Consider the following 12,319-nt stretch of genomic DNA (forward strand, 5'->3'; position numbering starts at 1 on the left):
TTCGGCGCGCTCCGCACCAAAACTCCACACACAAGACCACAACAGCCGCTACGTGGGGACTTTCGGCGCGCTCCGCACCAAAACTCCACACACAAGACCGCGACAGGCGCTGCGTGGGGACTTTTGGCGTGGAGTGCGCCACAGCTCGACACACAAGATGGCGAGCCCTGCTGTAGGGCGGCTTGTGTGTAGTGCACCATTTCTGCACACTTTCGCGCAGAGCCCGCCCTCCCTGGGGGCTCCCCCTTGGACAGTGTGGTGGGGAGGGGGGTGGGGGTGGGGGTGGCTTGTGGATGGGTGCTGACTGTGGAACGGCTGGCGGTGGCGGGATCGGCGCTACCAGGGGTTTTCCGCGACCACCCACGGGCGTCGCCCCGGAGGGCTTCGCGTTCTGGGCGCGTCAGCGGCCAGCGGAGCCCGCAGGGGCCCCGGCGGGAGCGACGATCTGCACCACAGCGGACGCACGACATCTTGATTTTGATCTTTTGCGGTCAGGCGCCGGTGAACGACTCCTGGCCGACGACCCGCAGCAGCGCCAGATGTTCCGCGGACGGCGTGCCCGGCGGCGCGGTCAGCAGGATCAGGCGCTGGTCCTCGCTGGGCGTCAGCAGCATTTCGAAGTCGAGTTCGAGCAGGCCCACGGTCGCGTGCTGCAGCCGCAGCCGGCTGGTGCGGCGCACCGCGACCTCGTGCCGGTCCCAGATCTCGGCGAACTCGGCGCTGCCGTCACGCAGCCGCTGTACCAGGGCGGCGGACACCGCGTCGTTGCCCCGGCGGGTGACCGCGGCGCGCAGGTCGGCGACGTGGAAGCGGCTGGCGTCGTCGTGGTCCTCGACCGGGACCGCTGATCGCATCCGGTCATCGTGGAACCAGCGCCAGACGATGTTGTGGTCCTGCTCGTGGTCGTGCGGGCCGGTCGCGCAGATGTCGCCGAACAGGGTCTCGGCCAGCGCGTTCTGAGCGAGGAGGTCGCCGAGGTCACTGACGATCTGGGCCGGGGACGCGGTCAGCTGGTCGAGCAGGGTCAGCAGGCCCGGGCGGACGTGGCTGCCGGCCAGTCGCCCAGCCGGCGGACGGTGCCCGGCCAGCAGGTACAGGTGATCGCGCTCGTCCTCGTCGAGCCGCAGCGCGTGCGCCAGAGCGCGGAGCATCTGAGTGGACGGCTGCGGACTTCTGGCCTGTTCCAGACGCATCAGATAGTCCGCGGACATCCCGGCCAGCAGGGCCACCTCCTCGCGGCGCATGCCCGGGGTGCGCCGGCGCGGGCCGGCCGTCATCCCGACGTCCTGCGGCCGCAGGCGGTGCCGGCAGCGGCGGATGAAGTCGGCGAGCCCGGGTCGGTCCATGCCCTCATCGTGGCGCAATCGCCGGCGAGCAGCCAAGGACTGCTGATCCTAGCCAGAGCCGTCCGCTCCTCAACGCCGTCCGCGGGCGGCAGCCTGGCGGACGACTTCGAGAGAGGCGGGTGCGCCATGAAGGCGATCATGTTCGAGCAGTTCGGTGGTCCGGAGGTTCTTTCGGTACGGGAGGTGTCCCTCCCGCGGCCCGCCCCGGGTCAGGTGCGGATCAGGGTACGGGCGGCCGGCCTGAACCAGCTCGACTTCAAGATCCGTAGTGGGGTCATGCAGCAGGTGTTCCCGACCACGTTCCCGGCCGTCCCGGGCGTGGAGGCGGCGGGGGTGATCGACGAGCTCGGCCCGGACGTCACCGGCCTGGCCGTCGCCGACGAGGTGATCGCGTTCACCGACACCGGGTCGTACGCGGAATACGCCCTGGCCACCGTGGTCGCCCGCAAGCCGGCCGGCCTGGGCTGGGACGAGGCGGTGGCGCTGCCGGTCGCCGGGGAGACCGCGCAGCGGGTGCTGGACCTGCTCGCCGTGAAGGAGGGCGAGACCCTGCTGGTGCACGGCGCGGCCGGCGCGGTCGGCGGGATCGCCGTCCAGCTCGCGGTCGCCGCCGGCGTGACCGTCATCGGAACCTCGTCACCGGCCAACCACGATCACTTGCGGTCGCTGGGGGTGACACCCGTGGCGTACGGGGCGGGGCTGGTGGACCGGGTCCGCGCGCTGGCGCCGCAGGGCGTGGACGCGGTGTTCGACGCGGCCGGGTACGGCGTGCTGCCGGACTCGATCGAGCTGCGCGGCGGCACCGCCGAGCGGGTCGTCACGATCGCCGATCCGGCCGCCCGGGAGCTCGGCGTGGTGTTCTCCGGCGGCGGGCGGAACCGTGCCGACCTGCTCGCCGAGCACGCCCGGCTCGCGGCGGCCGGGACGTTGCGGGTCACGGTGGCGGCGACGTTCCCACTGCCGGAGGCTGGGCGGGCCCAGGACCAGAGCGCGACCGGGCACAACCGCGGGAAAATCGTTCTGCGCCCGTAGGGCCGGCTGTGATCCTTGGCCGATGGATGCCGATGCCTTCGAGGCCGGGCAGCGCGCGCGGGAGTACTTCCACTCGCTCACCGTGCTGCCCGGCGCCTGGACCGTGCTGCGGCTGGACGGGCGGGGCTTCTCCCGCCTCACCGAGCAGCACTTCACCAAGCCGTTCGACGAGCGATTCGCCGGGCACATGACGGTCACCGCGCAGACCCTGCTGACCGAGCTGGGGGCGCGGTACGCGTACACCGCGAGCGACGAGATCTCGCTGCTGTTCGACCCCCGGTTCGATCTGTTCGGCCGCGGCGTGGAGAAGCTCGTGTCGATCTCGGCCGGGATCGCCAGCGCCACCTTCACGCAGGCGGCCGGGGTGGCCGGGCACTTCGACTCGCGGGTGTGGCTCGGCACGGCGGCCGGGGACGTGGCCGACTACTTCTCCTGGCGGCAGGGTGACGTGGCGCGGAGCGCGCTGAACGGGTGGTGCTACTGGACGTTGCGCAACGGCGGCGCGTCCCGGTCGGAGGCGTCCCGGGCCATCGACGGCGCGAGCACGGCCGAGAAGAACGAGCTGCTGTTCCGGCACGGGATCAACTTCAACGAGGTGCCGGCCTGGCAGCGGCGGGGTGTCGGGCTGTGGTGGATCGACGCCCTGACGAAACGCCGGCGGATCTGCGTCGAACGGGAGCTGCCGATGAAGAACGCGTACCGGGAACTGGTCTTTCAACTCATCGGTTGAGTGTGCTAGGTTGCCTTTCAACCGATAAGTTGAAACGAGGGACGGCATGGCGGCGGATGAGCTGAACCGGGTCTTCGCCGCGCTGGCCGATCCGACGCGGCGCGACATGGTGGCGCGGCTGTCGGCCGGTGACGCGACGGTGAACCAGATCGCCGAGCCTTACCCGATGTCGCTGCAGGCGGTCTACAAGCACCTCAAGGTGCTCGAGGAGGCCGGGCTGGTCAGCCGGCCGCCGGGGCCGCAACCCCGGTCGGTGCGGCTGGAGCGGGACGTCTTCGACGAGGTCGGTGGCTGGATCGAGCAGTACCGGCGCCGGGCCGAGGCGCGTTACCAGCGCCTGGACGCCGTGCTGCGCGCCCTGCCTGCCCAGGACCCGAACGAGCGAGAGGGAGAAGGACGATGAGCGAGGCACGTATCGAAGCCGACAAGGACCTGCCGATCATCCGGATCACCAGGGACTTCGCGGCCACCCCGGAGCAGCTCTTCCGGGCGCACACCGACCCGGAGCTGTTCGCCCAGTGGTGCGGCCCGGACTCGACAGTCACCCGGATCGACCGCTGGGACGCCACGACCGGCGGCGCCTGGCGCTACGTCGCGGTGCAGGGCACCGAGGAGTACGGGTTCCACGGCTCGTTCCACGAGGTCGGCCCGGAGCGGATCGTCCAGACGTTCACGTTCGAGGGCATGCCCGAGGGGGTGTCCCTGGAGACGCTGACCTTCGAGGACCTCGGCGACGGCCGGACCCGCCTGCACGCCCAGTCCCTGGTGGACAGCATCGCCGGCCGGGACGCCTGGCTGCAGAGCGGCATGGAGACCGGCGTGAACGAGGGCTACACCAAACTGGACACCCTCCTGACCAAGGGCGCCCTGTAGACCGGTTGTCCACAGGGCCGAGCGGGCGGCGCGGGATTTCGGGACCCTGTCCTGATGTCACGCGTCGCCCAGGTACCCACATCACTGACCAAGGCCCCGTTCCGGGGGTCGGCCGCGATCCGCGACGGCACGCTCAGCCGCAAGATGCTGCGCAGCCGGGCATGGCAGCGGCTGCTACCCGACGTGTATGCGCACCGGGACCTGCCCGTCGACCATCGGCTCCGGTGCACAGCCGTGGGACTCGTCATGCCGGCCGGGACCGCGATCGGTGGCGCCAGCGCCGCCCATCTCTGGGGCGCGCCCCTGGTGCACCCCGATCCGCCGGTGTCCGTGGTGGCGCCCCGCGACCGGTGGATGAACAGATTTCCCCGGGTCGCGGTCCATCACACCGTGCTCGGTCTCGACGACCTCACCGAGCTCGACGGGACACCGGTGACGACGCCGGAACGCACCGCCTTCGATGTCGGGCGACGGCTGCCCCGCGTCCACGCCGTCGTGCTGTTCGACGCGCTGCTCCAGCAGGGGACGCTCGACGCCGGCGCCGTGATGGAGCTGGCCCGGCTGCGCGGCCGGTGGCCGGGCATCCCACTGCTCAAGACGGTGCTGAGCCTCGCCGACGGGCGAGCCGAATCGCCGATGGAATCCCGCCTGCGGCTGCTGCTGCACGACGGCGGGTTGCCGGCGCCCCAGCCGCAGTACGAGATCCGGGACAGCCTCGGACGCCTGATCGCGCGGGTGGACCTCGGCTGGCCGGCGGCGCGGGTGGCGGTCGAGTACGAGGGTGATCATCACCGGGAACGCGAACAGTTCCGGCGCGACATCAGCCGGGCACAGGCGATACAGCGGCAGGGCTGGACGATCCTGCGGTTCACCGCGAACGACGTCCTCCGGCTGCCCCGGGAGACGGTCCTGGCGGTAGCGACCGAGCTGGCCAAGCACCGCTGACCCCGCGATCGATCAGGTTAAGGGCCGCCACGACCAGCCGAGACCACCCAGCTGGCCCCCACGGCCCCTATCCGACCCCCATAACGGCCCCCACGACCAGCCGGGACCGTGCAGCTAGCGCTGGCGGCCCGGTCCGACGGGGGCTGCGGGCGGTGACCACAGGCGCCGCCCGGGAGGCGCGGGGTGGTCTGGGGGTGGGCGGCGTCGCGTCTGACCGGTGGGGGCTGTGCACAGGTCGTACCAGGAAAGGAGACGGCCTGGAGCGGCCGCCTCCTTTCCGGACGAAGCGTTATGGGGTGGGGAAGAGGTCGTCGAAGACGGCTACCCGGTCGAACTGCATGGCGAAGTCGCGGGCCCGGGTCTCCATGGCGTGTTTCTCGGATTCCGGCATGTCGAGGACGACACGGTCCAGGGCGTCGCCGAGGGCGTTGATGTCGCCGGCCTCGATGATGATGGCGGTGTCGCCGACCGCCTCGCCGGTGCCGCCGGTCAGGGTGGTGACGATCGGGCCGCCGCCGGCCAGCATCTTCTCGGCCAGGGCGATGCCGAACGTCTCGACGAAGTCCGGTTCCGGCTTGGTGGGCAGCGCGTAGGCGGCGCACCCGGCCATCAGCAGCGGCTTCTCGTCGTCGTCGACGTCGTTGAGGAAGATGATCCGGTCGTCTTCCTTGGTCATCGCGCGGACGTGGTCCAGGGCCGGGCCGTTGCCCGCGATGACCAGCGGATACTCGTCCCGGGCGGCCATCTGGCCGTACGCGATGACCAGGTCGTAGATGCCCTTGGCCCGGGCGACGCGGGACAGGAACAGGATGTACTTGCCGCGTTCCAGGCCGCGCTTCTTCAGCGCCTCGTCGACCGCGTCCTGCTCCAGGCCGAGGAACGCGGACGAGTCGATCGGCGGGTAGCTGACCGTGACCCGGTCCTGGCACGCCTGGGCGAAGGACGTGCCGCAGTGCGCGTCGACCTCCTCGGCCGAGGCGATGATCTCGTCCTTGGTGTACTCCGAGACCGCGACCACCTCGTCGCTGGCCAGGAACGTGGTGAGCAGGACGGTGGCGGCGCCGAAGCGGCCCTCGCGCAGGCAGGAGCGGATCACGTTGGTGACGTCCGAGCCGACCGCCTTCGCGATCGTGTGCACCTGCGGGTTGAAGCCGGCTGCCCGGGCCGCGGTCACCGCGTCGTTGATCACCTGGGTGTGCGGGACCAGGTACATCGACAGGCACACCGTGGGCACGCCGTCGCTGAGCAACTCGACCAGACGCCCGGTGAGGCCGGCCAGATGGCGGCCGTCCGGGACGCGGTAGTCGCCGACCGCTTCCGGGCGTTCGACGGTGATGCCCTCGCTGTACGGGAGCAGGCGGTCGAGCGGCTTCAGCGGCAGACCGGCGGCCTGCAGCGTCGGGATCGGCCAGGTGAGCAGGCGGACGTCGTCGAAGCCCCGGGTCAGGGCCACTTCGGCGAGGTTGCGCGCCTCACCCGAGTGTCCGCAGATCACCGGGTCGGCGCGGACCGCGATCACGAGTCTCCGGGTAGGACGGCTCATGGTCATTCCTTAGGTGTTCGCAGGGGGTTTGGAGAGGGTGAAGGAATGGGACGGCGGGCGGATCCCGTGCGCCCAGGTCGAGGGCTCGGGGCCGAGCTTCAGGTGCAGCCGGCCGCCGCGGTGCACGTCGGTGGCGGCCAGGTGACCCGCGTGCAGCGGTTTGCCGTTGAGGGTGGCGGACTGGACGTACTGGGCCGGCGGGTCGTGGTCGAGACCGTCGACGCCGATCGGCGTCTCGCGGTGCCCGCTCGTCTCGATGATGAACTCCTCGTCGCCCACGCGCATCGTGGCCCGCTCGAAAGCGGGGGCGTTCACCAGGAAGAGGTTCTGCCCGGCGACCGGGAACAGGCCCAGGGAGGCCCAGACGTACCAGGAGCTCAGACCGCCGGAGTCGTCGTTGCCCGGCAGGCCACCGGGGCCGGTGCCGAACTGCCAGGTCAGCGTGGAGTGCACGATCTCGGCGGTGCGATCTGGTCGGCCGGCGTAGTGGTACGCCCAGGGCGCTTCCATGTCCGGCTCGTTGTTCAGCCCCTCGAACCGGTTCAGCGCGTAGCCGAGCGCCATCTCGGCCGGTTGCGGGCCGACGCCGGGCTGCTTGACCGGCTCGGCGCCGTAGCCGAAGAACCGGTCCAGCTGGTCGATGAAACCCTTGTCGCCACCGGACAGCTCGATCCGGGCGGCCATGTCGTGCAGCAGCCGGAACGAGTAGTTCCACTTGCCGCCCTCGTAGAACTCCGAGTCGCGCAGCAGGCCGGTGGTCGGCTCGAACGCGTTCACCCACTGGTGGCTGCGGCGCTCCAGGTCGTCGGCGAGGCGCCGGTCGTTGAGCGCGCGGGCCAGCTTGGCGGTGCAGTGGTGGGCGTAGGCCAGGTCGAGGGTATGGGTGATCGGGTGCACCAGGCCGTGCTCGAAGAAGTCCTCGCCGTACATCCGGCGCAGGTCGTCGGCCATGTGCACGAGCGCCCAGCCCCAGTCGATGCCGTTGCGGCCCAGGGCGTGCGCGTCGGCGATCGCGGTGTGCGCGAGCGCGGACGCCTGCCGGAAGAACCGGTCGGCGCCCCGGGCCATCCGGTACCCGATCGGGAAGTTGCCCTCCTCCTCGCAGACCCGGATGAGCGACTCGAGCAGGTCCATGGCCCGGTCCGGCGCGATCGCCTGCAGCAGCGGGATCTGCGTCTTGTAGATGTCCCACATGGTGCAGATGTCGAACGCGTACGGCCCGGAGTTCGGCCAGAACGGGCTCTCGTCGTCGGCGACGCACGGCTTGATCAGCGAGTGGTAGAGCGCGGTCGCCATCACCGTGCGCCGGGCCGGGGTGCCGCCCTCGACCTTGACCCGGCCGATGTGGTCACCCCAGCGGGCCCTGGTGCCCGACCGGACCTTCTCGAACGCCGGCTCGGCGGTGCCGCACTCGCGCCGCAGGTTCTCCTTGGCCTGCTCGCAGCCGCGCAGCGAGAACCCCATCCGCACCTCGATGGTCTGCCCGGCCCGGGCCGAGCCCATGAAGAGCAGGCCGAACGGGCGCAGCGTGGTGTGCCGGATGCTGTCGAAGTCGAGCCGGGTGCCGCCCGGGATCAGGCGCCGGTCGTACCAGAGCATCTGGCGCCAGCCGGGGGTGTCCGCCTCGATGTAGACCGAGAGCGGCACGCCCTCCATGACCACGGTGCCCTGCGCGCAGCCGTGGCCCATGCTCTCCACCTGGGCGCGCAGCGGAACCGTGCGCCCCAGGTCGATCGCCAGGCCGCCGCAGGACAGGTCGAGGACGACCCGGGCGCTGTGGTGGTCGGGGAACGTGTACCGGTGCACGGCGACCTTCTCGCCCACGGTGATCTCGCTGCGCACCCCGGTGTCGAGGTTCGCGGCGTAGTAGCCGGGCTCGGCGCGCTCGTCGTGCAGCGCCCAGGACTGGCCGAGATCGTCCAGCGGCTGGACCATCGGGGTGACCCGCACGTAGTTGTAGTACTTGCGGATCGCGCCGGTGCCGGACTGCTGGAAGTGGGTGAAGCCGGAGGCCTGGGTCCGCTCGAACATCTCCTCGGGCACGCCCTCGGTGTTCTTCGCGTACCGGCCGTAACCGGTCGGGTAGGCGCCGGAGTAGGCGCAGGCGGAGACCATGCCGAAAGGCGAGGTCGCGCCGGGGTGGGTGTTACCCACCTGCGGCTTGGGCCACCACCAAGTGGCGGCCAGACCGTGTGCCCTGGGCAGGTCGGTCGCCGCGGTGCCGATGAATGGATCAACGTTGTCGAGGATTTCGGGACTCTAACCGGCCGCGAACCCTCCTGTGGTTTCAATCAGGTGAACTGCTCCATAGGAGTGACACATGCCCCGCTCAACAACATCTCCTGGAACTCTTCCGGGGGCTTCGGCGGGCTGAAGAAGAATCCCTGTACGGCCGGGCAGCCGGCCGCCTTCAGCGCCTCCCAGTCGGCGGTCTCCTCGACCCCCTCGGCGATCGTGGACATGCCCAGCGACCGGGCCAGCCAGAGCACCGCCGAGATGATCGACGCCTTGCGCTGGTCCTCGGCCAGGCCGGCCACGAACGAGCGGTCCAGCTTCACGATGTCGGCCGGAACCGACTTGAGCCAGGTCAGCGAGCTGTATCCGGTGCCGAAGTCGTCGAGCGCGATCCGTACGCCGAGCCGCTTGATGGTGGCCAGCCGCTCGCTGACGTCGACCGTCGAGGCCAGCAGCGCGGTCTCGGTGATCTCCAGGACCAGCCGGGCCGGGTCCAGCCCGGGGTGCGAGGCGAGCAGGTCGGCCAGTTTCGGCACGAAGTCCGGCTCGGCCAGCTGCCGCGGGCTGACGTTCACCGACACGTAGCCCAGGTGCCCGGACCAGTAGAGCAGGTGGTCGACCGCGGAGCGCAGCACGTGCTCGCCGAGCGGCACGATCATGCCGGTCTCCTCGGCCGCGCCGATGAAGTGGTACGGGCTGAGGATCCGCCCGTCCGGGGTCCGCATCCGGCACAGCGCCTCGGCGCCGACGATCTGGCCGGTGACCGTGGAGACCACCGGCTGGAACCAGAGCGGCAGCGTCCACGGCAGGTTCCCGGCCAGCGCCTGGCGCAGCCGGGCCTCGGCGGCGATCCGCTCGTGCACCGACGCCCGCATGCCCTCGGCGAACACCTCGAGCCGGTTGCCGCCGGCCCGCTTGGCCGCGTACATCGCGGTGTCCGCGGCCAGCACCACGTCGTCGGTGTGCTCGGCGCCGTACACGGACGCCACGCCGATACTTACCGTGATCGGCAGCTGGTTGCCGCTCACGTCGAGCGGCTGACCCATCGACGCCAGGATCTCCTGCCCGGTGCGCAGCCCGTCGGCCGGCGGGCCGGCCAGGGCCACCACGAACTCGTCGCCGCCGAGCCGGGCCAGCAGCGCGCCGGACGGCACGGTACGGGCCAGCCGGGCGGAGAGCGCGCGCAGCACGTCGTCGCCGGCCGCGTGCCCGGAGCCGTCGTTCACCGACTTGAACCGGTCCACGTCCAGGTAGATCACGCTGACCGGCTCCTTGCGGGCCAGCATCCCGGCCAGGTCGTTCTCGAACGCCTTGCGGGACAGCAGCCCGGTCAGCGTGTCGTGGCGGACCTGCCGGCGCAGCTCTTCCTGGTGGTTGCGCGCGCTGGTGATGTCCATGCAGTGCGCGAAGATGAACCGCAGCTTGCCCTGCTTGTCGTAGAGCGGGGTGCTGTGCAGCTCGACCCAGATCAGTGTGCCGTCGTCGGTGCGCCGGTACTGGCGGGTCATGGTGATCGGGTCCCGGGACGCGACCGCCCGGTCGAACGCCTTCATCTCGTCGTTCACCGCGACGAGCGGCACGTCGCGGACCGAGAAGTCGGCCGGAAGCTGGTCCGGCAGCCGCAGCCAGTGCCGGTAGGCGGCGTTGGTCCGCAGCACCCGGCCGTCCGGGGCGAACATCACCATCGGTACGGGTGTCTCGTCGAAGGCGACGCTGAGCTGGGCCTGACTCTCCTCGAGGTTGTCCTGGGCCCGCCGCTCCTCGGACTCGGTGAGGCCCCAGGCGACCACCTGGAAACCGGCCGCGAGCAGCACCGCGACGCCGTGCAGCACCGCCCAGACCAGCGGGTGCGACATCGCCTGGTGGTGGTCGTAGGTGTGCGAGCTCACCAGCACCCCGAACACCGCGTGGTGCAGGGTGGTGGCGACCAGGAACGCGCCGAACGGCGCCCAGTCCCGGTACAGCGCGAGCGCGGCGACCGCGATGAAGAACGAGAAGTGCGCCTCGGTCAGGCCGTTGCTGAGCGAGACGAACCCGCCGCAGGCGACCGTGAAGCCGATCGCCACGCAGACCGACTGCAGCCGCCGGTGGCGCACCAGGGTGCCGGCCACCACGCACGGCAGCACCAGCAGGTCGGTCCAGAGCAGGGTCGAGCCCTGATCCGGGCGCAGCGCCCCGAACACGGTCACGCCGACCACGACGACGGCGAGCAGCAGCGTCAGCAGACGATGCCGCGCCGCCCAGTCCTCATCACGGAGGCCGCCACCGGCCGGAAGCCGGTCACGCAGCCACGTCAGCCAGGTACCCACGACTGCTAGATCGGCCTGAACCGCACACGGTCATAGGGTGAGGCCGGTAGCTACTCAGGAGCGAAGCACCGCGGCGAGCCCGGCGACGAAGCGGTCGACGTCGCCGGTGGTGCTGCCGAGGCCGAAGCTGGCCCGGAGCAGACCGGTCACGGCGGTGTGACAGCTGCCGGATTTGTCGGTTTTTAACAAAGAGCGGACCAGCGGATGGGCGCAGAACTGACCCGCCCGGACGCCGATGCCGTGCTCGCGGGCCAGCCGCCGCGCCACCTCGGCCGGGTCCCGGCCGGGCAGGTCGAGGGAGACGATGCCGACCCGCGGGTGGTCCGGGCCGAAGACGCTCACCTCCCGGGCCTCCGGGATGTCGCGCAGACCGTCCCGGAGCCGGGTCAGCAGCTCCTGCTCGTGCCCATGCAGAGCGTCCCGGTCGGCGGTCAGCAGGGCCGCGCAGACCGCGGCGAGCGACACCGCGCCGAGCAGGTTGGGGGTGCCGCCCTCGTGCCGGGCCGGGCCCTGCGACCAGGTCAGCTCGCCGGGCCGGTCGCCGACCAGGGCACTGGCGCCGCCGCCGGCCAGGTAGGGCTCGGCGGCGTCCAGCCAGTCGGCCCGGCCGACCAGGACGCCGGCGCCGAACGGGGCGTACAGCTTGTGACCGGAGAAGGCCAGGTAGTCGGCGCCGAGGTCGCTCATCGAGACCGGCTGGTGCGGGGCGAGCTGGGCGGCGTCGACGATCACCCGTACGCCGTGGGCGTGCGCGAGGTCGGCGAGTTCCCGGACCGGCCAGAGCTCGCCGGTGACGTTGCTCGCGCCGGTCACGGTGAGGACTTTCTCGCCGGGCGCCTGGAGTGCGTCTTCCAGCAGTCGACGAGCCTCGGCGGGCGACGCGGGTGTCGGGAGGCGGAGCGGGTTCGGCCAGGGCAGCAGGTTCGCATGGTGTTCGCCGTCGAACACGATCGTGGTGGTGCCGGCCGGCAGGGCGCGGGCCAGCAGGTTGAGCGCGTCGGTGGTGTTCCGCGTGAAGATCACCTGGTCGCCGGGGCGGGCGCCGGCGAACTCGGCCACCACGTCCCGGGCCACCTCGTACGCCACGGTCGAGGTCTGCGAGCGCACCCCGGTGCCGCGGTGCACGCTGCCGTAGCGGGGCAGCAGCTCGGCCACCGCGGTCGCGGCGGCCTCCACGCACGGGGCGGACGCGGCGTAGTCGAGGTGGGTGAACCGCACCGTCTCGCCGCTGGGGAGCTCGGTCTTCAGGTCGTCACCGATGATGCCGAGAGCCGACATGGCATGCCTCCGCTGAGGTCATGGACCG

The 12,319-nt window shown here is 71.2% G+C and carries 10 protein-coding genes; 5 read left to right on the forward strand and 5 right to left on the reverse strand.

Features of this window, described 5'->3' with window-relative positions:
• Positions 1-491: 491 nt before the first annotated feature.
• On the reverse strand, positions 492-1,346 hold the full coding sequence (locus tag ADL15_RS34515) for a helix-turn-helix transcriptional regulator (RefSeq protein ID WP_067699959.1): 855 nt from the start codon (positions 1,344-1,346) through the stop codon (positions 492-494).
• Positions 1,347-1,472: 126 nt separating this feature from the next.
• On the opposite strand from ADL15_RS34515, the gene ADL15_RS34520 reads away from it, so the two are divergent.
• The 5 genes from ADL15_RS34520 to ADL15_RS34540 are packed head-to-tail and all read left to right on the forward strand — an operon-like array spanning position 1,473 to position 4,926.
• Complete coding sequence (locus ADL15_RS34520) at positions 1,473-2,378, forward strand: NADP-dependent oxidoreductase (RefSeq protein WP_067699966.1); 906 nt, start codon at positions 1,473-1,475, stop codon at positions 2,376-2,378.
• A gap of 22 nt (positions 2,379-2,400) precedes the next feature.
• Positions 2,401-3,108, forward strand: coding sequence for a tRNA(His) guanylyltransferase Thg1 family protein (locus ADL15_RS34525; RefSeq protein WP_067699968.1), 708 nt, complete (start codon positions 2,401-2,403; stop codon positions 3,106-3,108).
• A 46-nt stretch (positions 3,109-3,154) separates the two neighbouring features.
• Positions 3,155-3,511, forward strand: a complete 357-nt coding sequence (locus tag ADL15_RS34530) for an ArsR/SmtB family transcription factor (protein WP_067699971.1) — start codon at positions 3,155-3,157, stop codon at positions 3,509-3,511.
• The gene (locus tag ADL15_RS34535) at positions 3,508-3,981 is read left to right on the forward strand and encodes an SRPBCC family protein (protein WP_067699974.1); all 474 of its coding nucleotides are present in this window, start codon (positions 3,508-3,510) and stop codon (positions 3,979-3,981) included. The genes ADL15_RS34530 and ADL15_RS34535 overlap by 4 nt, the downstream gene beginning before the upstream one ends.
• Before the next feature lie 54 nt (positions 3,982-4,035).
• On the forward strand, positions 4,036-4,926 hold the full coding sequence (locus tag ADL15_RS34540; protein WP_067699977.1) for a DUF559 domain-containing protein: 891 nt from the start codon (positions 4,036-4,038) through the stop codon (positions 4,924-4,926).
• Positions 4,927-5,215: 289 nt separating this feature from the next.
• Here ADL15_RS34540 and ADL15_RS34545 read toward each other — a convergent pair whose 3' ends face one another.
• Genes ADL15_RS34545 through ADL15_RS34560 form a run of 4 tightly spaced genes read right to left on the reverse strand, consistent with a single transcriptional unit; the run spans position 5,216 to position 12,291 of the window.
• Positions 5,216-6,469: a glycosyltransferase gene (locus ADL15_RS34545; RefSeq protein WP_067699979.1), complete on the reverse strand. Its 1,254-nt coding sequence runs from the start codon at positions 6,467-6,469 to the stop codon at positions 5,216-5,218.
• A gap of 9 nt (positions 6,470-6,478) precedes the next feature.
• Positions 6,479-8,719, reverse strand: a complete 2,241-nt coding sequence (locus ADL15_RS34550) for a glycoside hydrolase domain-containing protein (protein WP_067699982.1) — start codon at positions 8,717-8,719, stop codon at positions 6,479-6,481.
• A gap of 41 nt (positions 8,720-8,760) precedes the next feature.
• Positions 8,761-11,013: a putative bifunctional diguanylate cyclase/phosphodiesterase gene (locus ADL15_RS34555; protein WP_067699984.1), complete on the reverse strand. Its 2,253-nt coding sequence runs from the start codon at positions 11,011-11,013 to the stop codon at positions 8,761-8,763.
• A 54-nt stretch (positions 11,014-11,067) separates the two neighbouring features.
• The gene (locus ADL15_RS34560) at positions 11,068-12,291 is read right to left on the reverse strand and encodes an aminotransferase class V-fold PLP-dependent enzyme (protein WP_067699986.1); all 1,224 of its coding nucleotides are present in this window, start codon (positions 12,289-12,291) and stop codon (positions 11,068-11,070) included.
• Positions 12,292-12,319: the final 28 nt, after the last annotated feature.

Origin of the sequence: Actinoplanes awajinensis subsp. mycoplanecinus (assembly GCF_001509495.1) — a bacterium.
Taxonomy (GTDB): domain Bacteria; phylum Actinomycetota; class Actinomycetes; order Mycobacteriales; family Micromonosporaceae; genus Actinoplanes; species Actinoplanes palleronii.

Bases quoted from the DNA above. Each gene is read 5' to 3' on its own strand.
- ADL15_RS34515 (WP_067699959.1), bottom strand. From the start codon at position 1,346: ATGGACCGACCCGGGCTCGCCGACTTCATCCGCCGCTGCCGGCACCGC.
- ADL15_RS34520 (WP_067699966.1), top strand. From the start codon at position 1,473: ATGAAGGCGATCATGTTCGAGCAGTTCGGTGGTCCGGAGGTTCTTTCG.
- ADL15_RS34525 (WP_067699968.1), top strand. From the start codon at position 2,401: ATGGATGCCGATGCCTTCGAGGCCGGGCAGCGCGCGCGGGAGTACTTC.
- ADL15_RS34530 (WP_067699971.1), top strand. From the start codon at position 3,155: ATGGCGGCGGATGAGCTGAACCGGGTCTTCGCCGCGCTGGCCGATCCG.
- ADL15_RS34535 (WP_067699974.1), top strand. From the start codon at position 3,508: ATGAGCGAGGCACGTATCGAAGCCGACAAGGACCTGCCGATCATCCGG.
- ADL15_RS34540 (WP_067699977.1), top strand. From the start codon at position 4,036: ATGTCACGCGTCGCCCAGGTACCCACATCACTGACCAAGGCCCCGTTC.
- ADL15_RS34545 (WP_067699979.1), bottom strand. From the start codon at position 6,469: ATGAGCCGTCCTACCCGGAGACTCGTGATCGCGGTCCGCGCCGACCCG.
- ADL15_RS34560 (WP_067699986.1), bottom strand. From the start codon at position 12,291: ATGTCGGCTCTCGGCATCATCGGTGACGACCTGAAGACCGAGCTCCCC.